Source organism: Herbaspirillum lusitanum (assembly GCF_026127345.1).
Classification (GTDB): domain Bacteria; phylum Pseudomonadota; class Gammaproteobacteria; order Burkholderiales; family Burkholderiaceae_D; genus Herbaspirillum; species Herbaspirillum lusitanum.
The window spans coordinates 1,107,169-1,130,816 of sequence record NZ_QXFG01000008.1; the positions used below are offsets into that span (position 1 = coordinate 1,107,169).

At 61.8% G+C, this 23,648-nt stretch carries 17 protein-coding genes; 7 read left to right on the plus strand and 10 right to left on the minus strand.

The genetic code is table 11. The features are described from left to right. Nucleotides 1-83 precede the first annotated feature (83 nt). From DXT88_RS13400 to DXT88_RS13410, 3 genes are all read right to left on the minus strand, one after another. Nucleotides 84-2,468 carry a putative bifunctional diguanylate cyclase/phosphodiesterase gene (locus tag DXT88_RS13400; RefSeq protein WP_265214056.1) on the minus strand — a complete coding sequence of 795 codons (2,385 nt, stop codon included), beginning with the start codon at nt 2,466-2,468 and terminating at the stop codon, nt 84-86. 37 nt (nt 2,469-2,505) lie between these two features. Then, on the minus strand, nt 2,506-3,123 hold the full coding sequence (locus DXT88_RS13405; protein WP_029363023.1) for a methylamine utilization protein: 618 nt from the start codon (nt 3,121-3,123) through the stop codon (nt 2,506-2,508). Between the two features lie 154 nt (nt 3,124-3,277). Further along, nucleotides 3,278-3,895, minus strand: a complete 618-nt coding sequence (locus DXT88_RS13410; RefSeq protein ID WP_016832392.1) for a TetR/AcrR family transcriptional regulator — start codon at nt 3,893-3,895, stop codon at nt 3,278-3,280. Between the two features lie 224 nt (nt 3,896-4,119). Here DXT88_RS13410 and DXT88_RS13415 point away from each other — a divergent pair, with 224 nt between their 5' ends. The 3 genes from DXT88_RS13415 to DXT88_RS13425 all read left to right on the plus strand — a co-directional run bounded on the left by DXT88_RS13415 (nt 4,120) and on the right by DXT88_RS13425 (nt 8,526). Beyond that, complete coding sequence (locus DXT88_RS13415) at nt 4,120-5,622, plus strand: efflux transporter outer membrane subunit (RefSeq protein WP_265214057.1); 1,503 nt, start codon at nt 4,120-4,122, stop codon at nt 5,620-5,622. Between the two features lie 78 nt (nt 5,623-5,700). Continuing rightward, entirely contained in the window at nt 5,701-6,945 is a 1,245-nt protein-coding gene (locus DXT88_RS13420; RefSeq protein WP_265214058.1) for an HlyD family secretion protein, read from the plus strand. A gap of 15 nt (nt 6,946-6,960) precedes the next feature. Next, complete coding sequence (locus tag DXT88_RS13425) at nt 6,961-8,526, plus strand: DHA2 family efflux MFS transporter permease subunit (RefSeq protein WP_265214059.1); 1,566 nt, start codon at nt 6,961-6,963, stop codon at nt 8,524-8,526. Nucleotides 8,527-8,606: 80 nt separating this feature from the next. Here the strand turns inward: DXT88_RS13425 and fghA are convergent, their stop codons facing one another. Together fghA and DXT88_RS13435 are read right to left on the minus strand one after the other, a co-directional pair. Then, nucleotides 8,607-9,461, minus strand: a complete 855-nt coding sequence (gene fghA / locus DXT88_RS13430; RefSeq protein WP_265214060.1) for an S-formylglutathione hydrolase — start codon at nt 9,459-9,461, stop codon at nt 8,607-8,609. 1 nt (nt 9,462) lies between these two features. Next, the gene (locus tag DXT88_RS13435; RefSeq protein WP_029363022.1) at nt 9,463-10,569 is read right to left on the minus strand and encodes an S-(hydroxymethyl)glutathione dehydrogenase/class III alcohol dehydrogenase; all 1,107 of its coding nucleotides are present in this window, start codon (nt 10,567-10,569) and stop codon (nt 9,463-9,465) included. Between the two features lie 453 nt (nt 10,570-11,022). On the opposite strand from DXT88_RS13435, the gene DXT88_RS13440 reads away from it, so the two are divergent. From DXT88_RS13440 to DXT88_RS13450, 3 genes are all read left to right on the plus strand, one after another. Then, a complete protein-coding gene (locus DXT88_RS13440) occupies nt 11,023-14,178 on the plus strand; it encodes an EAL domain-containing protein (RefSeq protein ID WP_029363021.1) in 3,156 nt (1,051 codons plus the stop codon). A 191-nt stretch (nt 14,179-14,369) separates the two neighbouring features. Then, nucleotides 14,370-15,959: an ABC transporter substrate-binding protein gene (locus tag DXT88_RS13445; RefSeq protein WP_265214065.1), complete on the plus strand. Its 1,590-nt coding sequence runs from the start codon at nt 14,370-14,372 to the stop codon at nt 15,957-15,959. A 137-nt stretch (nt 15,960-16,096) separates the two neighbouring features. Further along, nucleotides 16,097-16,660 carry a DUF7482 domain-containing protein gene (locus DXT88_RS13450; RefSeq protein WP_265214067.1) on the plus strand — a complete coding sequence of 188 codons (564 nt, stop codon included), beginning with the start codon at nt 16,097-16,099 and terminating at the stop codon, nt 16,658-16,660. A gap of 38 nt (nt 16,661-16,698) precedes the next feature. Here DXT88_RS13450 and DXT88_RS13455 read toward each other — a convergent pair whose 3' ends face one another. After that, a complete protein-coding gene (locus DXT88_RS13455; protein ID WP_265214069.1) occupies nt 16,699-17,934 on the minus strand; it encodes an MFS transporter in 1,236 nt (411 codons plus the stop codon). 131 nt (nt 17,935-18,065) lie between these two features. Here DXT88_RS13455 and DXT88_RS13460 point away from each other — a divergent pair, with 131 nt between their 5' ends. Further along, nucleotides 18,066-19,115: an NADP(H)-dependent aldo-keto reductase gene (locus DXT88_RS13460; RefSeq protein ID WP_265214071.1), complete on the plus strand. Its 1,050-nt coding sequence runs from the start codon at nt 18,066-18,068 to the stop codon at nt 19,113-19,115. Between the two features lie 81 nt (nt 19,116-19,196). On the opposite strand, the gene DXT88_RS13465 is transcribed toward DXT88_RS13460, so the two are convergent. From DXT88_RS13465 to DXT88_RS13480, 4 genes are read right to left on the minus strand one after another with little or no spacing between them, the layout of a single operon-like run. Then, the gene (locus DXT88_RS13465; protein WP_016834117.1) at nt 19,197-20,213 is read right to left on the minus strand and encodes a TRAP transporter substrate-binding protein; all 1,017 of its coding nucleotides are present in this window, start codon (nt 20,211-20,213) and stop codon (nt 19,197-19,199) included. A gap of 43 nt (nt 20,214-20,256) precedes the next feature. Then, nucleotides 20,257-21,381, minus strand: a complete 1,125-nt coding sequence (locus DXT88_RS13470; protein WP_265214073.1) for a zinc-dependent alcohol dehydrogenase family protein — start codon at nt 21,379-21,381, stop codon at nt 20,257-20,259. Nucleotides 21,382-21,408: 27 nt separating this feature from the next. Further along, nucleotides 21,409-22,179, minus strand: coding sequence for an SDR family oxidoreductase (locus DXT88_RS13475; RefSeq protein WP_265214075.1), 771 nt, complete (start codon nt 22,177-22,179; stop codon nt 21,409-21,411). An 8-nt stretch (nt 22,180-22,187) separates the two neighbouring features. Continuing rightward, nucleotides 22,188-23,621, minus strand: a complete 1,434-nt coding sequence (locus DXT88_RS13480) for an aldehyde dehydrogenase family protein (protein WP_265214076.1) — start codon at nt 23,619-23,621, stop codon at nt 22,188-22,190. Nucleotides 23,622-23,648: the final 27 nt, after the last annotated feature.

Consider the following 23,648-nt stretch of genomic DNA (forward strand, 5'->3'; position numbering starts at 1 on the left):
CGCCTGTCGCAGCCCCCTCCCTGTCTTATCGGTCATTTATCTTCCCTTTTCCCCAACGCCGCCCGGCTTTCGGATACAGCAACTCAGATCGCCATGTTCTCCGACTGGCTCGGTACTTCCGGCGGCGTCCATTGTTCCAGCCATTCAATAAGGCGGTCGCCGGGCATCGGCTTGCTCATGAAGTAACCTTGCGCCTGGTCGCAACCCATCTGCCGCAGCAGGTTCCAGACCGCCAGCGTTTCCAGACCCTCCGCCACCACGCGCAGGCCCATGTTGTGGCCCAGGTCGATGGTCGACTTGACGATCTTGGCGTCGTCGGCGTCGTGCTCCATGTTCATCACGAACGATTTGTCGATCTTCAGCTCATCCACCGGCAGGCGCTTCAGATACGCCAGCGAGGAATACCCGGTGCCGAAATCGTCAATCGCCAGTTCCACGCCCATGGCGTGCAAACGCTCCAGCGTCAGTTGCGCGCGCACCGGATCATCCATGATGGCGCTCTCGGTGATCTCCAGGCACATCGACGACGGCGCCAGGCTGTTGCGCTCCAGGATATCGGCGAAGTGCTGCGGCAAATCCTGATCCAACAGATCGCGTGTCGACAAATTGACCGAAAACTTGAGTGAAATCCCGCGTCTTTGCAGCTCGCTGCAGAGGATTGCCGTTCTGCCAAGCATCCACGAGGTCAGCATGCGGATGAAACCGGTGGTCTCGGCAAACGGGATGAAATTGTCGGGGCCGATGAAACCCTTCTCGGGATGCATCCAGCGCACCAGCGCCTCGGCGCCGACCACGCGCCCCGAGGCCAGGTCGACCTTGGGCTGGACGTACAGCAGGAATTCGTTGCGGTCGAGCGCGCGCCGCAGTTCGCTCAGCAGGCTCAGGCTTTCCTGGCTGCTCTTGTCGATGGATGGTTCGTAGACGGTGAAGCCGCTGCCGCGCCGCTTGGCGACATACATCGCCACTTCGGCGTTGCTCAATAGGGTCTCGCTGTTTTCGCCGTTTTCGGGATAACCGGCGATGCCGATGCCGGCGCCCAGATCCACGGTCTGCTCGTCAATCGACAGCGGCACTTCCAGCGAACTCAGGATGCGCTTGGCCTGGCGTACCGCTTCGACCTGGTCGGTGGCCGGCAGCAGGATCGCGTATTCGTCGCCGCCGAGGCGCGCGACCTTGTCGTTTTCACGTTCCAGTTGCTGTTCCAGGCGGCGCCCTACCTGGCGCAGCAGGTTGTCGCCAAAGCTGTGGCCGAGCACGTCGTTGACGTGCTGGAAGCGATCCAGATCCATCATCAGGATATGACATTGGCCGCCGGTGGTCCTGGCGCGCTCAATGGCGGTGTTGAGCAAGGTGGCGAACTGCACGCGATTGGGCAAATCGGTCAGCGGATCCCAGTACGCCAGCCGGCGGATTTCCAGTTCGCGGTTGGCGATGCCGGAACGCATGCTTTCGAAGGCGTCGGCCAGCTTGCCGATTTCGTCGCCGCCCTTGATGTCGATGCGGGCGCGGTAGTCGCCGGTGCCGAGCCGCTTGGCGATGTCGGCCAATGCGCGCAACGGACTGGTGATGCGGCGCGCCACGAAGGCACTGGCGAAGATCGCCATGATCACGCCGATGATGCTGATGGACAGCAGGATCAGTTGCAGACGGCGATACGGCGCCACCGCTTCACTGATCGAGCGCTGCAGCACGGCTACCGCGCTCTGGCTTCCCTGGCCTTTGGCCAGCACCAGCACGCGCGCGCTGTAGTCGTTGTCGGCGATGCTCAGTTGAGGGATGAAACTATTGGCGGTCGGCGATTGCGGTAATTGCGACATCAGCATGGCCGATTCCGGCTTGGCCAGCGTCGAGACGTCCTGCTGCCACTGGCCCGCGCGCGTGCTCACCAGCACGCTGACCTGCAGCGACGACAAGGCGCGCATGTCAGAGATGAGTTTTTTGTCGACCGGGAAGCCCATCACGACCCAGCCGATGATGACCGGCGCCCGCACCGGCACGGCGACGATCTGGAACAGGTTGTCGTCGACGATCACGGTGTCGGAAGCGCCGTTGGTGACGACAGCCTTGCTGACCAGCTCCAGCGCGCTGCGTTGCAGGTCGGTGCTGGGATAAGCCTGGGTGGACGCTTTGACGCTCTGGTCGGTGCCGATCAGCATCGACAGCGTCGAGCCGATGCGCGCGCCGTGGTTTTCCAGTACGGAGGTGATGGTTTCGCGGTCGTCGGTGCCGATCGCCTGGCGGAAGCCGAAGTCGGAGGCCAGCAACCGCGCGCCTTGGGTCAGCTTGTCGGCGTTCTGTTCCAGCAGGCGCAGGAACACACGCTCGCCGATGATCAGCTCGTCGCGGATCGACGCGCGCGCGTTTTCATCGATCGCTTTGCGAATGGCAATGAAACCCGCCAGCTGCACCAGCAGGATCAGGATGATGAATAGCACAACGATGCGGTTTTCCAGCCGATGCCAACGCACTTGTGAGCTCCCCGTTTCTCTTGGCTTGTGGCGACGATTATTCCACCGGAACGGCCTTGACGTTCAGCTTGACCGAGGCGTGCAGATCAGCGCCCTGGTAAGTGATCGGCTGTTCCATGGCCGCCTCATTGGGCGCCATCTTGAAATACCAGGCCTTCAGCGCGTATTTTCCGTTGACCAGGCCGTCCAGCTTGACCCGACCGGACATGTCGGTCTTGCCGAAGAACGGCGTATTGACCACTTGCACGTAGGCGACCATCTGGTCGTGAATATTACAGCCCAGCACCACGGTGCCGACCTTGTCGAACAGGATCGGGCTGGTCGGGACGCCGGAATACAACTTCAACTCAAAGGTCTTGGCCGGCGAAAACGAATACACGTGATGCCGCACCTTGTCGTGATTGGGGAAGAGGATAGGCGTACCAACTTGCACCACGCTTACCAGAGGAAAGAATTTGACGTCCTTTTGCTCGACTTCGGCCTGCTTGAGCGATTTCGGCACCGCCTGGCCGCCGACCGCCTCGGCGTAGACCACCGCATTGGGCACGGGCGCGCCGGCGATATCCAGCACCTGCACGGTCAAGGTCGCAGCCGCAGCGTTCAAAGCTGCACCGGCCGCCAGCAACGCGAACAACGCGACACTTCCTGCCAGCATGCGACGGGCATGCCGGTGAACAAACGATAGACGCATGATCGCTAGGAATTTGAAATTTGAAAATGGATCGAAAAATCGGCAGGACAACCTGCCAGCCTGCTCACCTCGGAATTGTTATCTGAAACGTTTTTGGCGAGCGAGACCCATTATGCAATTAATTCGATCTTTGCGCTGTTAAATAACCGACAACTGCCGGAACAATTTCGGAGCGCACGCTGGCAGCATTGAGGCCCGGCGGGGCGATCAGCACTACCGCATTGACCAGCGCCTTGAGCATGCGCTGAACCACAAAGGCCGCCACATCCACGTCCGGCGCACTGATGCTCTTGCGATGCTTGATCAGGACGCCGCGAATGGCTTCGAAGAAACGCTGGCGGACATGGTTCGACACCGGCAGGTGGAACGAGGGGAATTCTTCTTCAAGGATGCGATTGAGTTCCGGCTCGACCAGATGCGCCGCGACCAGCGCTTCAATCAGGGCTTCGAAGTCGCGTACAAGACTGCCGGAGGCATCCATCTTCGCCACCACTTCTTCAAACAACTGCAGCATGCGGGCAACGTGACGCTCGCGCAGCGCAAAAATCAGTGCGTCCTTGTTGGGAAAATACTGATACAGCGAACCGACGCTGATGCCCGCCGCTTCCGCCACGAGATTGGTGTTGGTCTTGGCGTAACCGCGGTCAACCAGCACTCTCGCCATGGCGTCGAGGATGGTGTCGACCATGGCTTTCGAGCGTGCTTGGCGGGGTTCTTTGCGAGGTTGCAGTTTCATTTTTCAATCCAGTTTTGTAACATGAGCTAATGTTCGTATATGCGAGTATAATACAAAAAGATGAGTTTTTACTCGCTAGCGTGCAAACGACCTCAGCGAGTCGCCACCGGCCAGGAAGTCAGGAAATTCAAACGGCGGCACCAACCTCGTCGAAAAATTCCGTTTCAGATTGTCTTTCGATTTATTTCCAGATACAGCAATAAGAATCCACTTTGGAGAATGTCATGAAATCCGCCTCATCGCCCGCACTGCGTTTGCGGGTGATCGCCCTATGCGCGCTCACCATCGGCATGCTCGGCCTGTCCGGCTGTGCCAGCTTTAGCGGCATTGACAGCGATAAACACATGGCGCAACCCGGCGATTACGCCGCCGAGCGCAGCCTGGCTGGCCAAGGCCAATGGCCCGCCGCCAATTGGGTAGACCAGTTCGGCGATGCGCAACTCAGCGCGCTGATTGCCGAAGCCATGGAAAACAGCCCCAGCCTTCAACAAGCCCAGGCGCGCATCGCCTCGGCCAGCGCGCTGGCTGAAAGCAAGGGCGCCCCGCTGCTGCCGACCGTGACCGCCGATGCATCGTTCACGCGCAACCTGTTCCCGGAAACCACCATTTACCCGCCACCATACGGCGGCAGCTGGTACAACGAGAAAAAAGCCTTCCTGAATCTGGGCTACGAACTGGATCTCTGGGGCAAGAATCACGCCGCGCTGGCGCAAGCCGTGTCGCAACAAAAAGCGGCCGAAGCCGCCGCCCAGGAAACCCGCCTGGTGTTGGCCAGCTCGATCGCCTCGACCTACAACCAGCTGGCGACTGAATACGCGCTGCACGATATCGCCCAGCGCACGGTCAACCAGCGCGAGTCGCTGCAAAAGATCACCGCCGACCGCGTCAAGACCGGCCTGGACACGCAGATCGAACGCAACCAGTCGCAAGGCAGCAGCGCCGAAGCACGCGCCCAGCTGGTGCAAAGCGAAGGCCAGATCACGTTGACGCGCCAGCAGCTCGGCGTGCTGATCGGCAAAGGTCCGGATCGCGGCCTGCAAATCGCCGCGCCGCGCATGGCCACGCTGATCACGCCGGAACTGCCGGCGCAATTGCCGCTGAACCTGCTGGGTCGGCGCCCCGACATCGTCGCGGCGCGCTGGCAGGTGGAAGCCGCGACCAGGGACATCGACGTCGCCAAGGCGCGCTTCTATCCCGACATCAATCTGTCGGCGATGATCGGCTTCGACTCGCTGCTCAATTCCAATCCGTTCACGGCCTCCAGCAAGAGCATTGCGTTCGGTCCTGCGATCAGCCTGCCGATCTTCGAAGGCGGCGCCCTGCGCGCCAACCTGAAGGGATCGTATGCATCGTACGACATGGCGGTGGCGTCGTATAACCAGACGCTCAATGAAGCCTACGGCGACGTCGCCAGACAGATCACCGGCATCCGCTCGATAGACCGCCAGTTGCCGATCCGCCGCGAAGCGCTGGCGTCGTCACAACGCGCCTACGATCTGGCGCGCGAACGCTATCGCATCGGACTGACCTCGCAACTGGTGGTCCTCAACGCCGAAACTGCCCTGCTCGGCCAGCAACAGGCGCTGATCAACCTGGAAGCCAGCAAGCGCAACCAGCAGATCGGCCTGTTCAAGGCCCTCGGCGGCGGCTTCGATGCGCAGCAGGCGGGACTGGCGATTGTCACAACTGGTGCGCCCTCAAGCCCGGCGGCAACCAAGGCCCGATAATTTTGATCCAAGCGCGACGCAACCGCCCATGAGCGGCTGCGCCTCCCAGAAAAAACAAAGCAATACACGGAGTAATTCATGAGTGAAGCCCTTCCACAAAACGGCAACGCCGCCAACGCCACCAACGCCACCAACACTCCCAACGGTAACGGCAATGGCAAGCGCAAGCGCCAGTTGCTGCTGTTGACGCTGGTCCTGATCATCGTCGCCATCGGCCTGTTCCTGTACTGGTTCCTGCACGCCCGCTTCTTCGAAGAAACCGACGACGCCTATGTCGGCGGCAACGTCGTGCAGATTTCGGCGCAGGTCGGCGGCACCGTCACGGCGATCAAGGCCGACGATACGCAAGTCGTCAAGGCCGGCCAGCAACTGGTGTCGCTCGACGCCGCCGACACCAAGCTCGCCCTGGCGCAAGCCGAAGCGGCATTGGCCCAGGCCGTGCGCCAGACACGCCAGACTTTCCTGAACAACGACACCCTGGCGGCCAACGTGACCGCAGCTGAAACCAACCTGGCGCGAACCCGCGACGATCTGCAGCGCCGCCAGGCCGGCATCGCTTCGGGCGCCGTCTCGCAAGAAGATCTGGCGCATGCGCAGGACGCCGTCAAGAACGCCAACGCATCGCTGGAACAAGCCCGCGCCAGCCTGGCCGCCAACCGCGCCCTGACCGATCACACCAGCGTGACCGAACATCCGAACGTGCTGCAGGCGGCCACCCAGGTGCGCAATGCTTACCTGAACTACGCCCGTGTGAACATCGTGGCGCCGGTCTCCGGCTTCGTCTCCAAACGTTCGGTGCAACTGGGTCAGCGCATCGCCCCGGGCAATCCCCTGATGGCCATCGTGCCGCTGGAACAGATCTGGATCGACGCCAACTTCAAGGAAGGCCAGTTAAAGCACATCCGCATCGGCCAGCCGGTTGAAGTAATCGCCGACGTCTACGGTTCCAGCGTCAAGTACAAGGGCACCGTGGTCGGCTTCTCGGCCGGCACCGGCGGCGCTTTCTCGCTGCTGCCGGCGCAGAACGCCACCGGCAACTGGATCAAGGTGGTCCAGCGCGTGCCGGTGCGCATCGCGCTCGACCCGCAGGAAGTCCAGGCGCATCCGCTGCGCGTGGGCCTGTCGACGACTGCCACGGTGGACATCCACGGCGACGGCAAGACCCTGGAAGCCGTCCCCACCAACTTCCAGACCGATGTCTACAGCGACCTCGGCAAGCAAGCCGACGAGATCGTCGAGCGCATCATCAGCGACAACGCCAGTGGCTTGCCCACCCAGGCGACGTCGAAGAAGAAGGCCGCCATCGTCATTCCTCACACCTGATCGGACGCATCCTCCATGGCGAGCAGTCCTCAAACCTATACACCTCCACCGCCGCTGACCGGCGGCAAGCTGGTGCTGGGCACCTTGTGCGTGTCGCTGGCGGTGTTCATGAACGTGCTCGACTCGTCGATTGCGAACGTGGCGATCCCGACCATCTCGGGCAACCTCGGTGTCTCGATCGATGAAGGCACCTGGGTCATTACCTCTTTTGCAGCGGCCAATGCAATCTCGATTCCGCTGACCGGCTGGCTGACGCAGCGCATCGGCGCGGTGCGCCTGTTCGTTTCCTCGGTGCTGCTGTTCGTGCTGGCATCGTGGCTGTGCGGCCTGGCGCCGACACTGCCCATCCTGCTGGGCGCACGCGTCCTGCAAGGCCTGGTGGCCGGACCGATGGTGCCGTTGTCGCAATCGCTGCTGCTGGGGGCCTACCCCAAGTCCAAAGCCTCGTTCGCGCTGGCGCTATGGGGCATGACCGCCGTGGTCGCACCGGTGGCCGGGCCGGCGCTGGGCGGCTGGATCACCGACGCCTATACCTGGCCCTGGATCTTCTACATCAACATCCCGGTCGGCTTGCTGGCCGCCGGCATGACGATGGCGATCTACAAGGATCGCGAAAGCCCCACGCATAAACTGCCGATCGATACCATTGGCCTGCTGTTGCTGATCACCTGGGTGGCGGCGTTCCAGATCATGCTCGACAAGGGCAAGGACCTGGACTGGTTTGCCTCGCCGACCATCGTGACGCTGGGCATCGTTGCGGCGGTGGCCTTCGCCTACTTCGTGATCTGGGAGTTGAACAACGACCATCCGGTGGTGGACTTGCGCCTGTTCGGCAGGCGCAACTTCTTCGGCGGCACGGTGGCGATCTCGATCGGCTACGGCGTGTTCTTCGGCAATCTGGTATTGCTGCCGCAATGGCTGCAGCAATACCTCGGCTATCGCTCCATCGACTCGGGCCTGTCGACCGCGCCGATCGGGATTTTCGCGGTGATCCTGATGCCGCTGATCGGCAAGTTCCTGCCGCGCATGGATGCACGCAAGGTGGCCACGGCGTCCTTCGTCGGCTTTGCCTGCGTGTTCTTCATGCGTTCGCGCTACAACCTCGAAGTCGACCAGTGGACGGTCATCTTGCCGACGCTGCTGCAAGGGATTCCGACTGCGATGTTCTTCGTGCCGCTGACGGTGCTGCTGCTGTCCGGCCTGCCGCCGGAACGCATCCCCGCCGCCGCCGGCCTGTCGAGTTTCGTACGCGTGTTCTGCGGCGCGATCGGCACTTCGGTGGCAACGACGGCATGGAACAACCGCACCATCGTGCATCATGCCCAGTTGACGGAACATGCCACGCCCTACAGCACGGCCTTGCAACAGATGTTCAGCAATCTCACCGGCAATTTCGGCATGAGCACCGAGCAGGCCACCGGCCTGATCGAGCGCAACCTGAACGCGCAGGCGGCGATGATCGGCATCAACGACATCTTCTGGCTGTCGGGCGTGATTTTCCTCGTGATCATTCCGGTGATCTGGATCATCAAGCCGGCCAAGGGCGGTGCAGGAGCGGAAGCGGCGGCTGCGGCGCACTGATCCGTCGCCATCGTTCGCGCAAAGAAAAAGCGCTCGTTCCTTCACGGAACGAGCGCTTTTTTATTGCTGCCGCAAACAGATCAGGAAGACAAAATACGGTGATGAAACCGCAGGTGATCTTCCATGAACGTCGAGATGAAGTAATAACCGTGGTCGTAGCCGTCATGCCGGCGCAAGGTCAACGGCTGCTTCGCCTGCACGCAGGCGGCTTCGAATTCCTGCGGCAACAATTGCTCCGAGAGGAATTTGTCGGCCAGCCCCTGATCAACCAGGATGCCTTGCGGGAACGGCGTCACAGCCTTGCGCATGAGCGCGCTGGCGTCATGCTCCAACCAGGCCGAGCGGTCGCTGCCAAGATAATTGCCGAACGCCTTCTCGCCCCAAGGACATTGCGACGGCGCCGCGATCGGTGCGAACGCCGACACCGAGCGGTAGACGTCCGGATGGCGCAACGCCAGCGTCAGTGCGCCGTGACCGCCCATTGAGTGGCCGAACACGCCGGCGCGTGCAGCATCCGCCGCAAACTCTTTCACGACCAGCGTGCGCAGCTCCTGCACCACGTATGACTCCATGCGGTAGTGCTTGCTCCACGGCGCCTGCGTGGCGTCGAGATAAAAGCCGGCGCCGGCGCCGAAGTCCCAGGAGTCGCTTTCACCAGCGATATTCGCCCCGCGCGGACTGGTGTCCGGCGCCACCAGCATGATGCCGAGTTCGGCGGCGACGCGCTGGGCGCCGCCCTTGATCATGAAGGTTTCTTCCGTGCAGGTCAGGCCGGCCAGGTAGAACAGCACCGGCACCGGTCCCTGCTTCGCCTGCGGCGGCGTGAACACGGAAAAGCGCATCGGCAGGCCGATCTCTTGCGAGTCGTGTTTGTAGAAACCCTGCACGCCGCCGAAACAGGCGTGCTCGCTCAGCAATTCCGATTCCGGCGCCATGTCAGAACTCGACGACGGAGCGAATCGATTCGCCGCTCTTCATCAGGTCGAAGCCTTCGTTGATGCGTTCCAGCGGCAGCTTGTGCGTGATCAGGTCGTCGATGTTGAGCTTGCCCTCCATGTACCAATCGACGATCTTGGGCACGTCGGTGCGGCCGCGTGCGCCGCCGAAGGCCGAGCCCTTCCAGACCCGGCCGGTGACCAGCTGGAACGGACGCGTGCTGATTTCCTGGCCGGCTGCGGCCACGCCGATGATGATCGACTGGCCCCAGCCCTTGTGACAGCACTCCAGCGACTGGCGCATGGTGGTGGTGTTGCCGATGCACTCGAAACTGTAATCGGCGCCGCCGTCGGTCAGGCCGATGATGGCGTCGACCACGTTGGAAACATCCTTGGGATTGATGAAGTCCGTCATGCCGAATTTGCGCGCCATGGCTTCACGGCCCGGATTGAGGTCGACGCCGATGATCTTGTTGGCGCCCACCATCCTGGCCGCCTGGATCACGTTCAGGCCGATGCCGCCGAGGCCGAATACGACCACGTTGGCGCCCGCCTCCACCTTGGCGGTGAACAGCACCGCGCCGACGCCGGTGGTGACGCCGCAGCCGATATAGCAGACCTTGTCGAACGGCGCATCTTCACGGATCTTGGCCAGGGCGATTTCCGGCACCACGATGTAGTTGGAAAACGTCGACGTGCCCATATAGTGGAACAGCGGCTTGCCGTCCAGCGAAAAGCGGCTGGTCGCGTCCGGCATCAGGCCGCGGCCCTGGGTCGAGCGGATCGCCTGGCACAGGTTGGTTTTTTGCGAGAGGCAAAACTTGCACTCGCGGCATTCCGGCGTATACAGCGGGATGACGTGGTCGTCCTTCTTCAGGCTCTTGACGCCCGGACCGACATCGACCACCACACCCGCCCCTTCATGGCCGAGGATGGCAGGGAAAATACCTTCGGGATCAGCGCCCGAAAGCGTGTAGTAATCGGTATGGCAAATGCCGGTGGCCTTGATCTCGACCAGTACTTCGCCGGCCTTGGGGCCGCCCAGCTCGACTTCCTCAATGGTCAATGGTTTGCCGGCTTGCCAGGCGACTGCTGCTTTGGTCTTCATGAATGTCCCTTTGATCTGTTGATGGAAAATGTCGGCGTACTTATAGAATTCATCGGCATGCACTTGGCGTATCGGAGACGCCTGCGCGGCGTATTGCGAACGGATCGCATTCCAGGCCACCCCCTCTGCACAAAAAACAGGCAACTGAGATGCCTTCCGCCGAAGGTTCGTATTATCGCATTGCCGGACGGAATTGGTTTGCAAGGAAATAATTGTCCATCGCTCAAGGAAGCAGAACTTTGTCCGTAAACGACCTGTCTGCATCTGACTGACAAATCAGCGACGGATGACAAAGCATTCTGCTTGCGGTATGGTTAATCCATAAACAAGACGATTCACAGAAGAAATAGAACAGGATCGATCTTGGCAAGTAATATTCCTAGCGGACAAGAACAATTACCGGGGGACACCGGTTTTGTTTTGATTAAAGCAACATCACTCAATACTGGCCAAATGGGAAAAGGGATAAAGTCGCTAGGAAGGGCAACCAGTACTTTACGGACCTTGCTTTTTTTTGTGGTATTCGTCATCGCCGTCATCAGCGCTCAGACTTGGTGGGAAGTCGAGCAGGACCGGCAACTCACGATCGCCTCCGAAAAAAGCAGCTCCATGGTGGCCGTACGCAGCGTCGAAGAACACGCGGAACGTATCCTCATCGATATCGACCACATGCTGGCGTCGACCGCGCTGGCCATCCAGACCGCCGACCAGCACATCCTCGACGACGACGTCGGCCTCTATCAGTTGCTGGCCGATGAAAAGCAGGCGCTGGCGCCGGTGCAGTCGCTGCGCTTCGTCGACCTGACCGGCGTCAGCCGCGCCAGCTCCATGCGCGTCGGCGCCACCGAGATCGAACTCAACGACCTGCAATTGCGCGAGGTCGACGCCAATCCTGCCCTGCCGCACTACTTCGTCGGCATGCTCGCCAGGAGCCGCTACAACCAGGAACTGGTGCTGCCCGTTGCGCGCAACCTGTACATGCGCGGGCAACACGTAGGCATGATCGTGGCCGAGCTGCGCGTGGCCTATTTCTTCGACTTCTACAAACGCATCACCAATTACCAGGCCATCGTCTCGCTGCGCAAGGACGACGGTTCGCTGATGATCCGTTCGCCGTTCGAGGCAGCCTGGCTGGATAAAAGCCTGCGCGACGCCAAGAGCATGGTCTATATCCGCAACGGCCCGCCCGAAGGCGCCTTCGAGGAATACTCGGCGCTGACCGGCGAATACCTGCTGTTCACTTACAAGAAAATCCCCGGCGCGGGCATGGTCGCCGTCTACGCACGTCGCATGGATGACGTGCTCTCGCCATGGAAGAGCCGCACCCTCAACCGCATCCTGCTGTCGATCGGCATCAGCGGCTTTATCGTACTGGCGCTGATCGCCTTCCTGATCTATTACAACTACAAGCAGAAGCGCGACGACGTCCTGACCGAGAGCGAGCACCGCTATCGCAAGCTGTATGAAGAAGGCAACGACCCCATCGTCCTGCTCAGCCCGGACATGCTCTACATCGACTGTAATGCGGCCGCCGTGAAGTTCTTCGGGGTTGCCGACAAGCAGCGCATCATCGGCAAGAAGGTCGGCCTGTTCTCGCGCCAGAGCGCCCTGCAGTTGCAGCAGCCCGACATCGCCGAGCTGATCGAAAAAGCCATCGCCGGCGAACCGCAACAGTTCGAATGGGTCACCATCCGCCGCCACAAGATCATCTACACCGACGTCACCATCAATCGCACCGAACTGGACAAGGGCTTTGCGATTTTCGCGATCCTGCGCGACATCAGCGCCCGCAAGCGCGCCGAACTGTTGCAAGCGACCCAGAACCGCATCCTGCATCTGGTGATGACCGACGCCGACCTCGAAGACATCCTGAAAGAAATCGTGCTGTTCGCCGATTCGCAGATTCCGCAAAGCATCTGTTCCATCCTGATGCTCAACGACGACAACACGCATTTCTCGGCGATCATCTCGGCGCGCCTGTCGGACCGCATGCGCCATGGCTACATGAGCATGCCGATCGCGCACGGCAACGGCGCCAGCAGCGAGGCTGTCCTCACGCGCACGCCCTACGTCGTCGGCGATATCCACACCGATCCGGTGATGAACAACGCACGCCAGTTCATCCATCTGGAAGAATTCCCGTCCTGCGGTTCCTGGCCGATCATCGGCAAGGAAGGCCAGGTGCTCGGCGTATTCTCGGCGCTACTCAAGGAGCACGGCATTCCCAGCAGCGAATACCTGCACCTGACCGGCGTCGCGGCCGATCTCGCCAGCGTCGCCATCGAAAGCCGCAAGGCCGAAGAGCGCATCCGCCACCTGGCCCACTACGACGAACTGACCGGCCTGCCGAATCGCTTCCTGTGCACCCAGCACATCAGCAACGCCATCGCCCATGCCGAACACCGCGGCGGCCAGGTCGCGGTGTTCCTGATGGACCTGGATCGCTTCAAGAACATCAACGACACCTTCGGCCATGAAACCGGCGAAGCGCTGCTCAGCGAAATCGCGCTGCGCTTCCGCCACTGCCTGCGCGAGCTGGATATCCTGGCGCGCGTCGGCGGCGATGAATTCATTGTCCTCGTCGACGATTACGACGACCCGCTGCAACTCGGCGAAATCGCCCAGAAACTGTTGTCGGTCGCGCGCAAGCCGTTCGACATCAGCGGCCACGAATGCCAGCTCAGCGCCAGCATCGGCATCGCCACTTATCCGACCGACGGCGCCAATGCGCAGACGCTGATCAAGAACGCCGACATCGCCATGTACCGCGCCAAGCACAACGGCAAGGACGATTACCGCTTCTACTCCGACGAAGTCAACACCCATACCGTCGAACGCATCGCGCTCGAAACCGAACTGCGCCGTGCGATTGAACGCCGTGAATTCGTGGTGCATTACCAGCCCAAGGTCGAGCTCGCCAGCGCGCGCATCGTCGGTGCCGAAGCGCTGGTGCGCTGGCAGCATCCGGTGCGCGGTCTGCTGGCGCCTGCCGAATTCATCGGCCTGGCCGAAGAGGCCGGCCTGATCGACCAGATCGGCCTGCTGGTGCTCGACAGCGCCTGCGCCGACATCGTCAAGCTCACCCAGCTGAACCTGCCGTTCGGCCGTATCGCCATCAACCTGGCCGGCAGCCAGTTCAACGACGACAACCTGCTGGCCGACATCCAGCGCGTGGTGCAGGCCCGCGGCGTATCCTCGGCCAGCCTGGAATTCGAGATCACCGAAAGCATGGTGATGCACAACCGTGAACAAGCCATCGCCATCATGGACGGCATCCGCGCGCTCGGCTTCACGATCTCGATCGACGACTTCGGCACCGGCTATTCATCGCTGGCTTACCTCAAGCGTTTCCCGGTCGACAACGTCAAGATCGACCGTTCCTTCATCACCGACATCCCGCACGACGCCAACGGCAGCGCCATCGTCCAGGCCATCATTGCGATGGCGCACGCCCTCAATCTCAAAGTCGTCACCGAAGGCGTGGAAACCGAAGTGCAGTTGCAAGCCTTGCAAGTATTCGGCTCCGATGAATACCAGGGCTACTTCTTCAGCCGCCCCGTCCCGCACGAGCAATTCGTGGAGATATTGCAGCGGCGCCATCCCGCCTGAACCCCTGCCGCATTCATCCCGGCGGCAGAAAATTCCCAATGCATGTACATTGACGCTTTCGTGTGTTTTCATGCTGTTCTTGTGTCGTTGCGCACGTTTTCCGCATAAGCAAATAGGAACTTTGTTGCACCTGCATCAACAAGTCCTCATAAAATAAGCCTGCTTCAAATCATTCATTCATGGGAGTCGTGATGGCACTGTCCTTCAAGAAAAAATTGCTTAGCCTGGCGTTCACCGGCCTGGCCGCCGCCGCCGTGCTGCCGCTGACCGCGCAATCGTCGCTGGCCGCCGAACTCAAGCTCGGCCTGTTCGCCGACGTATCCACGCTGGACCCGCATTTCAACAACATCGCCCCGAACATTTCGCTGTCGTCGCATCTGTTCGACGCGCTGGTCAACGTCGACGCGACCGGCAAGCTGATCCCTGGCCTGGCGGTCTCGTGGAAAGCGATCGATCCGACCACCTGGGAGTTCAAGCTGCGCCGCGGCGTCAAGTTCCATGACGGTTCCGATTTCACCGCCGAGGACGTGGTGTTCTCGCTCGACCGCCCCGCTACGCTGACCAACAGCCCCGGCCCGTTCACCAGCTACACCAAGCAGATCATCGGCAAGGAAATCGTCGATCCCTACACCGTGCGCCTGAAGACCGCGACGCCTTACGGTCCCCTCGCGCTGGACGTCAGCACCATCTTCATCGTCTCCAGGAAGGCGGCGCAGAACGCCACCACCGAAGATTTCAACAGCGGCAAGGCGCTGATCGGCACCGGTCCGTTCAAGTTCGGCAACTTCAAGCGCGGCGACAGCATCGAGCTGGTCCGCAACGACAATTACTGGGGCGGCAAGGCCGACTGGGACAAGGTCACCTTCCGCATCCTGACTTCCGACGGCGCGCGCCTGGCGGCATTGCTGGCCGGTGAAGTCGACGCCATCGACAGCGTGCCGCCGGCCGACGTGCCGAAGCTGAAGACCAATCCGAAATTCAGCCTGGTGCAGCGCACCTCGTGGCGCACGATTTTCTGGACGCTGGACCAGTCGCGCGACAAGACGCCCGACATCACCGACAAGTCCGGCAAGCCGCTGGACAAGAATCCATTGAAGGACATCCGTGTCCGTCAGGCGATTTCCAAGGCCATCAACCGTCAGGCCCTGACCGAACGCACGCTGGAAGGCCTCGGCACACCGGCCTCCAATATCGTCGCGCCGGGCATTCTCGGCTATGCCGACAATCTGAAGGTCGAGAAGTACGATCCGGAAGGCGCCAAGAAGCTGCTGGCCGCCGCCGGTTATCCGAACGGCTTCGCGCTGACGCTGCATGGTCCGAACAACCGCTACATCAATGATGAGCGCGTGGTGCAAACGGTGGCGCAGTTCCTGAGCCGCGTCGGCATCCAGACCAAGGTCGAAACCTTCCCGCTGTCGGTCTACTTCGGCAAGGCCCGCAACGGCGACTTCAGCGTTGCGCTGCTGGGCTGGGGCACGCTGGCCGGCGACTTCGGTTTGCGTACGCTGGTGGGCACCACCGACGCGAGCACCGGCTGGGGTTCGTGGAACTGGGGCAAGTACAGCAATCCGCAAGTGGACAAGCTGGTGCAATCCTCGCTCGGCTCGGTCGATGAAAAGCAACGCCAGGAGTTCGCCAAACAGGCCGCCACCGTGGCGCTGAACGACTACGCCGTGATCCCGCTGCATCACCAGTATGCAACGTGGGCAGTGCGCAAGGGCCTGAAGTACACCCCGCGCATCGATGAATTCACGTTCGCGCATCAGTTCCATCCGCAGTAAGCACGGCACTGATGTCAAAAGGCCTGCCGGTTATCCCGCAGGCCTTTTTTCTTTTTTGAACGCATGTCGTTGTAATATCTCGCCAAGCCGCACGACTCATGTGCGGCGTCCCGCCTTCTTCCATGATCGGTAACAACATGACCAGACATTTCCTCCGGCCGCTTTCAGTCTTCGTGGCCGCCTGCTGTGTACTTTCTCCGGCGCACGCGCAAGCCACCGGCGACGTCGTCGAACTTCCGCTGGTCTCCGGCTGGTACGACGGCAAGGTGGTGCGCTACGTCACCACCGACGTCTCCGACAAGAAAGCCGCAGCCGAGATGGGCGCCAACTACGTGCCGCGCCTGGCCAACGCCATCAATCAGCAACGCCAGCCGGGCCAGCCAAGTGCGGTCGAACGCATCTATTCATTCGTGAATTTCAGGCAAGGCGGCGTGCTGCCGTCGCTGCCCTCGCCGATCGGCGCAGCCAACGCCAACCTCAACTATTCGCCGTTATGGCAGGTGCACAAGGTCACCTGGCTGGCAGGAAAGCAGCCGCACGTATTGAAGTCGGAAGAGCAAGTGCTGGCCGCAGAAGAAGCCGGCCAGGTCAGTATTGAAAAGACCAATCTGGTGGTCAATTGCCCGGTGGTGTTTTCGGAAGCGGACGGGCCGCTGCCGCATGTGAAGATTCATCTCGCCAACCAGGACCCCGAGCCCTGAGGTCAATGCTGAGGTTAATGCTGACGTTGATGGCTTGATTATTTTTTTCCGGTGTTGTCGACCAGGCGATCAACATGGAACAACTGCGGGAACAGCCTGATCCACAGCGCCACCACCACCAGCGTCCCGATGCCGCCGATCAGCACCGCCGGCACCGCGCCGAACCATGCGGCGGTCAGTCCTGACTCGAACTCGCCGAGCTGATTCGAAGTGCCGATGAAGACCGAATTCACCGCGCTCACGCGGCCGCGCATGTCATCGGGCGTCTCCAGCTGCACGAAGGTCGAACGCACCACCACGCTGATCATGTCCGAGGCGCCCAGCACCACCAGCGCCAGCAAGGACACGACGAACGTTTGCGACAACCCGAACGCGATCGTCGCCAGACCGAAAATTCCCACCGCAATGAACATGGTGCGGCCGATACGGCCCTTGAGCGGATTGCGCGCCAGGAAGATCGCCACCGACAACGCGCCCACCGCCGGCGCCGAGCGCAACAGCCCCAGTCCGACCGAGTTGGTGTGCAGGATATCGTGCGCATACACCGGCAACAGCGCGGTCGCACCGCCCAGCAGCACGGCAAAAAGGTCGAGTGAAATGGCGCCGAAGATCGCCGGCTTGCTGCGAATGTAGGCGATGCCGGCGAACACCGATTTGAGCGTGGCGTTCTCGCGCCTGGCCGGCGGCGTTTCCACCTTGATCATCGACACCAGCACGCTGCACAGCACGAACAGGACGCAACTGGTGATGTACACCGTCGATGGGCCGGCCACATACAGGAAGCCGCCGATGGCCGGTCCGATGATGATCGCCACCTGCGTCGCCGATGCCGATCCGGCCACCGCGCGCGGCAGCAGCGACGGTTGCATCAGCGTCGGCAGCATGGCCGACATGGTCGGCTTGCTGAAGGCGCGGCCGGCGCCGATCACGAACACGATGGCGAAGATCGCTTCCTTCGTCAGCCAGCCGCCGAGGCTGCCCGCCGCCAGCAAACCGGCGGCGATCGCTTCCACCAGGATGCTGAAGCGCGCGACCTGGCGACGATCATGCCGGTCCGCCACATGGCCGACCACGAACACCAGGAATAGCGAAGGAATGAATTGCACCAGCCCGACGATGCCCAGGTCGAAAGGGCTATGCGTGAGTTGATAGACCTGCCAGCCGACGGCGACGATCTGCATTTGCAGTGCAATCGTGGAGGCCACGCTGGCGAGCCAGAACAGTCGGAAAGAGCGATGATGTAACAGCTGTTCTGGCGCGATGGCGGAGGTCATTGGCGAGGATTTTCTTGTGCGGGGTGGTGCGTGGAGGCGGGGGCTGCGAGGTTTGCAGCGCGCGGATATACTACTTCATTTCCCGCACGCCGTCTTTCGCGTTTGCTCCGACTTTCCCAAAGGATTCATTCATGCAATATCGCCCTCTTGGCCGCACCAACGTCAACGTCAGCCTGATCACGCTCGGCACCATGACCTGGGGCGAACAGAACACCGAAGCCGAAGCGCACGCGCAGCTCGACTACGCCACCGAACGCGGCATCAACCTGATTGACGTCGCCGAAATGTATCCGGTGCCGCCCAAGGCGGAAACCCAAGGCCTGAGCGAACGTTACCTCGGCACCTGGCTCAAGAAATCCGGCAAGCGCGACCAGTTGCTGATCGCCACCAAGGCCACCGGCCCCGCGCGCAAGCCGCACAACCCGCGCCACGTGCGCGGCGGCATCAACAACTTCGACCGCAAGGGATTGACCGAGGCGCTCAACGGCAGCCTCGAACGCCTGCAGCTCGATCACGTCGACCTGTACCAATTGCACTGGCCGGATCGCAGCGTCAACAGCTTCGGCCAGCTCAACTACAGCCACATCGCCGATGAAGAAACCGTGGCCATCGAAGAGACCCTGAGCATCCTGTCCGAGTTCGTCAAGGCCGGCAAGATCCGCCACATCGGCCTGTCGAATGAAACCTCGTGGGGCGTGGCGCAGTTCCTGCGCGCGGCCGAGAAATTCGATCTCGAGCGCATCGTCACGATCCAGAATCCTTACAATTTGCTGAACCGGACCTTTGAAATCAACCTCGCCGAATTCACCCATCGCGAACAAGTCGGCCTGCTGGCGTATTCACCGCTGGCCTTCGGGATGCTGTCGGGCAAGTACGAAAACGGCGCCCGGCCGGCCGGCGGTCGCCTGACGCTGTTCGAACGTTTCACCCGTTACACCAACCCGCAAGCCGAAGCGGCGGCCAAAGCCTACGTTGCCCTCGCGCGCAAGCACGGCATCGATCCGGCGCAACTGGCGCTGGCCTACGTCAACAGCCGCCCGTTCGTGACGTCGAACATCATCGGCGCCACCACGCTGGAACAGCTGCGCAGCAACATCGACAGTCTGTCGGTGCAACTGTCGCCGGAAATCATCGAACAGATCGACGCGATCCACAAGACGCAGCCGAATCCGGCGCCCTGAGTTTCAACTCAGCGCTCCAAGCACAAAGCCCGTCGGTTTGCGCCGACGGGCTTTTTCAATAGTGCAGAGAGTTACTTCAGATTACTTCGCGCCGAGATTGGCAGTCTCCTTGTAGATTTCCTGGATCAGGTCCTTGCCGACGCGCGACTCCATCGATTTGTGCACCGGCAGCAAGGCCTTGCGCCATTCGGCCTTTTCGGCGTCGGTCAGGTAATACACCTTGGTCTTGCCGGAAGCCTTGATCGCCGCCAGCGCATCTTCGTTCTCCTGCTGGGCGATGGCGTTGGCATAGCGCGTGGCATCCTTCATCGCCGACTCCAGCTGGCCGCGTACATCCGGCGGCAGGCTTTCCCAGAATTTCTTGTTCACGATCACTGCGTAACCGATATAGCCGTGGTCGGACACGGTCAGTTGCGACTGCACTTCATGCACTTTCTGCGAGTAGATGTTGGACGGCGTGTTCTCGCTGCCGTCGACCACGCCGGTCTGCATCGCCTGGTACACCTCGGAGAACGCCAGCACCTGCGGATTGGCCTTCAACGCGCGGAACTGCTCGTCCAGCACCTTGGACGACTGGATGCGCATCTTCATGCCACGGAAGTCGTCGACCTTGTGCAGCGGCTTGTTGGCAGTCATCACCTTCATGCCGTTGTCCCAGTAGGCCAGGCCCTTGATGCCCTTGGCTTCCAGTTTCCTGAACAGGTTCTGGCCGATCGGTCCTTCGGTGATGCGCGCCAGCACCGCGCGATTGGGGAAGATGTACGGCAGGTCGAAGACCTCATATTCCTTCACCCCCAGCGGACCGAATTTCGCCAGCGACGGCGCCAGCATCTGCACCGCGCCGAGCTGCAAGGCTTCCAGTTCTTCCTTGTCCTTGTAGAGCTGGCTGTTCGGGTAAACCTCGACCTTCACGCGCCCTTTGGTGCGTTCTTCTGCCAGTTGCTTGAAACGCTCCGCGCCCTTGCCCTTGGGTGTGTTGTTGGCCACCACGTGGCTGAACTTGATGACGATGGTCTGCTGCGCCAGCGCCGGTGTCGTCTGCAGTGCGAATGCCAGCAATGCTGCGGTCGTGGCCGCAGCGAATAGTTTTTTGGTCATGCCTTGTCTCCTTTGTGACGCCATTACAAAAACAAAAAAGCAATCAGAAAACGATCAGATCGCGCAATCCTTCCCCTGAAGCCAGACGGTCGAAGCCGCTGTTGATATCCGACAATGCCAGTCGCTGCCCCATCAGTTTATCGATCGGCAAGCGGCCGCTTTTATACAGGCCGATGTAACGCGGGATGTCGCGCAACGGTACGCAGGAGCCGATGTAGCTGCCCTTGACCGTACGCTCCTCGGCCACCAGGCTGACTTGTTGCAAGGCCCATTTCTGGTCCGGTGCAGGCAGGCCTGCTGTGACCGTCATGCCGCCGCGGCGCGTCATCCGATAGGCGGCTTCCATCGCCTGCACCGAGCCCGCCATTTCGAAGGCATAGTCGACGCCGCCCCTGGTCAGCGCCCTGACCTTTTCCACCGCATCGGGATCGCGTGCGTTGACTGTCGCCGTGGCGCCCAGTGATTTCGCCAGCGCCAGCTTGCTGTCGTGCAGGTCGACCGCGATCACTTCGCGTGCGCCCGAGGCCAGCGCGCCCAGCATCGCGCACAAGCCGACGCCGCCCAGTCCGAGCACGGCGGCGGTAGTGCCGGCCTTGACCTCGGCCGTATTGACGGCAGCGCCGACGCCGGTCAGCACCGCGCAGCCGAACAAGGCGGCCTCGACCGGATCAATGTCGGCCTCGATCTTGACGCAGGAGCGACGCGACACCACCGCATGGTCGGCGAAGGCCGACACGCCCATGTGATGATTGACCGGCTTGTTCTGCGCGCGCAGACGCAAGGCGCCCGACAGCAGTTGCCCCTTGGTGTTGGTTTCGGCTCCCGGCTCGCACAGCGCCGGACGGCCTTCCATGCACGGCAGGCAATGGCCGCAGCTCGGCACGAACACCAGCACCACGAGATCGCCGCGGCGCAGGTCGGTGACGCCGGCGCCGACCTCGAGGACTTCACCCGAGGCTTCATGGCCCAGCGCCATCGGCACCGGCCGCGGACGCACGCCGGTGATCACCGACAAGTCGGAATGGCACAGGCCGGCGGCGCGCATCTTGACCAGTACTTCGCCGGGTCCGGGCGCATCCAGATCGAGCTCTTCGATACGCAAGGGACGGCTGCTGGCGAAAGGCTCGACGGTGGTTGTTTCCCTCAATACTGCTGCCTGAATCTTCATGATGTCTTCTCCGGTTTGAATGAATCCTCAGATGATACGACCACCGTCGACCGGCACTTCCATCCCGGTCAGAAAATGCGACGCGTCGGTGGCGAGGAAGACGGCCACGTTGGCGACGTCGGCGCCTTCGCACATGCGTCCCAGCGGGATCGTGGCGATGAAGCGCGCGCGGTTCTCCGGCGTGTCAGGCACGCCCATGAACTGTTCGAGCAAGCCGGTCGCGCCCATCACCGGGCAGATCGCGTGCACGCGGATGCGATCCGGCGCCAGTTCGACCGCCATCGATTTCGACAGCATGTTGACCGCACCCTTGGAACTGTTGTACCAGGTCAGCCCGGGACGCGGGCGGATGCCCGCCACCGAACCAATATTGAGCATCACGCCGCCACGGTCCTTCTGCTGCGCATTGCGTTCGCGCATCAGCGGCAGCACCGCGCGCGTCATGTGGTAGATCGACTTGACGTTGATCGCGTACATGCGATCGAAGGTCGCCTCGTCGACATCCAGCATGGGCTGGTTGCGGTGCGTGGTGCCGGCGTTATTGACGATGATGTCCGGCACGCCGAAGCGGTCGACGCAATGCTTGACGGCTGCCTTGACGTCGGTCGCGCTGGTGACGTCGCAGATCACGGCGCTGGCAGCGCTGCCCAGTTCATGCGCCAGCAACTGCGCGCCGTCGTAGTTGATGTCCGCCAGCACCACCTTCGCGCCTTCGCGCACATACGCGCGCGCGATTTCGGCGCCGAAGCCGGAGGCCGCGCCGGTGACGATGGCGACCTTGTCGAGTAACTGAGTCATGGCGCGCCTTATTTGTAATAGTGGACGACAGTCTTGGTGGTGCTCATTTCTTCCAGCGCCAGCAAGCCCTTCTCGCGGCCGTGACCGCTCTTCTTGACGCCGCCGAACGGCAACTCGACGCCGCCGCCGGCGCCGTAGCAGTTGATGAACACCTGGCCGCTCAGCACGCGCTGCGAGACGCGCGCCTGGCGCCCGCCGTTCTCGGTCCAGATGCCGGCGGCGAGGCCGAACTCGGTGGCGTTGGCCAGTTCGATGGCGTCTTCCTCGTCCTTGAACGGAATCGCCGACAGCACCGGCCCGAACACTTCCTTGCAGGCCAGCCGGTGATCGCGCGGCACGCGGCCGAAAAAGGCCGGCTTGACGAAATAGCCGTCGGCCGGCAAGTCCTTGCCGAACGCGCCTTCGGCCAGCAGCGGCACACCCGATTCGACGGCTTCGCTGATGAACTTGCGCACGCGGTCGTATTGCTTCTTGTTGACGATGGGACCGCAGTCGAGATCCATCTCGGGCGTGCCGACCGTCACCGCCTTGAAGCGCTCGGCCACCGCCGCGACGAACTTGTCGTAGATGCTTTCCTGCACCAGCAGGCGGCTGCCGGCCGAGCAGGTCTGGCCGGCGTTCTGCGTGATGGCCTTGACGATCACCGGCAGCGCCTTGTCGAAATCGACGTCTTCAAACACGATCTGCGGCGACTTGCCGCCCAGTTCCAGCACGCAGGCAACGTGATTGCGCGCGGTCGCTTCCTGCACCATGACGCCGACTTCAGGCGAGCCGGTGAAGGTGGCGAAGTCGATGCCCGGGTGCGCGGTGAGTGCGGCGCCGGCTTCATGGCCGTAGCCGGTGACCAGGTTCAGCGCCCCCGGCGGGAAGCCGGCTTCGATGGCCAGTTCGGCGATCTTGATGCCGCTCAGGCAGGCGTCTTCCGACGGCTTGAGCACGGTGGCGTTGCCCATCGCCAGCGCCGGCGCCAGCGAACGGCCGAACATCTGCGCCGGATAATTCCACGGAATGATGTGCGCGGTCACGCCGTGCGGCACGCGCACCAGGCTGACGTTATAGCCTTCCAGATAAGGGATGGTTTCGCCATGGATCTTGTCGGCGGCGGTGCCGTAGAACTCGAAATACCGCGCCACCACCTTGACGTCGTTGCGCGCCACGGTGATCGGCTTGCCGGTGTCGCGCGCTTCCAGTTGGGCGATTTCCTCGGCGTTGGCGAGGATCAGTTCGCCCAGCTTTTGCAGCAGGCGGCCGCGCTCGGTCGCCGTCATTTTCCCCCATGGCCCGCTCAGTGCTCGTCGCGCGGCGTCCACCGCCAGCTTGACGTCGGCTTCGCCGCCGCGCGAGATGCTGCTGAACACCTTGGCGTTGCTGGGATCGATGACGTCGATGGTGCGTTCGTCCTGTGCCGCTTGCCAGCGGCCGTCTATCAGTATGGTTTTCATGTGTGTCTCCGGTAGGTTAACTTTTCG

What these genes read in the sequence shown, in the direction of transcription:
- DXT88_RS13405 (WP_029363023.1), bottom strand. Translation starts at nt 3,123, where the DNA reads ATGCTGGCAGGAAGTGTCGCGTTGTTCGCGTTGCTGGCGGCCGGTGCA.
- DXT88_RS13410 (WP_016832392.1), bottom strand. Translation starts at nt 3,895, where the DNA reads ATGAAACTGCAACCTCGCAAAGAACCCCGCCAAGCACGCTCGAAAGCC.
- DXT88_RS13415 (WP_265214057.1), top strand. Translation starts at nt 4,120, where the DNA reads ATGAAATCCGCCTCATCGCCCGCACTGCGTTTGCGGGTGATCGCCCTA.
- DXT88_RS13420 (WP_265214058.1), top strand. Translation starts at nt 5,701, where the DNA reads ATGAGTGAAGCCCTTCCACAAAACGGCAACGCCGCCAACGCCACCAAC.
- DXT88_RS13425 (WP_265214059.1), top strand. Translation starts at nt 6,961, where the DNA reads ATGGCGAGCAGTCCTCAAACCTATACACCTCCACCGCCGCTGACCGGC.
- fghA (WP_265214060.1), bottom strand. Translation starts at nt 9,461, where the DNA reads ATGGCGCCGGAATCGGAATTGCTGAGCGAGCACGCCTGTTTCGGCGGC.
- DXT88_RS13435 (WP_029363022.1), bottom strand. Translation starts at nt 10,569, where the DNA reads ATGAAGACCAAAGCAGCAGTCGCCTGGCAAGCCGGCAAACCATTGACC.
- DXT88_RS13440 (WP_029363021.1), top strand. Translation starts at nt 11,023, where the DNA reads ATGGGAAAAGGGATAAAGTCGCTAGGAAGGGCAACCAGTACTTTACGG.
- DXT88_RS13445 (WP_265214065.1), top strand. Translation starts at nt 14,370, where the DNA reads ATGGCACTGTCCTTCAAGAAAAAATTGCTTAGCCTGGCGTTCACCGGC.
- DXT88_RS13450 (WP_265214067.1), top strand. Translation starts at nt 16,097, where the DNA reads ATGACCAGACATTTCCTCCGGCCGCTTTCAGTCTTCGTGGCCGCCTGC.
- DXT88_RS13455 (WP_265214069.1), bottom strand. Translation starts at nt 17,934, where the DNA reads ATGACCTCCGCCATCGCGCCAGAACAGCTGTTACATCATCGCTCTTTC.
- DXT88_RS13460 (WP_265214071.1), top strand. Translation starts at nt 18,066, where the DNA reads ATGCAATATCGCCCTCTTGGCCGCACCAACGTCAACGTCAGCCTGATC.
- DXT88_RS13465 (WP_016834117.1), bottom strand. Translation starts at nt 20,213, where the DNA reads ATGACCAAAAAACTATTCGCTGCGGCCACGACCGCAGCATTGCTGGCA.
- DXT88_RS13470 (WP_265214073.1), bottom strand. Translation starts at nt 21,381, where the DNA reads ATGAAGATTCAGGCAGCAGTATTGAGGGAAACAACCACCGTCGAGCCT.
- DXT88_RS13475 (WP_265214075.1), bottom strand. Translation starts at nt 22,179, where the DNA reads ATGACTCAGTTACTCGACAAGGTCGCCATCGTCACCGGCGCGGCCTCC.
- DXT88_RS13480 (WP_265214076.1), bottom strand. Translation starts at nt 23,621, where the DNA reads ATGAAAACCATACTGATAGACGGCCGCTGGCAAGCGGCACAGGACGAA.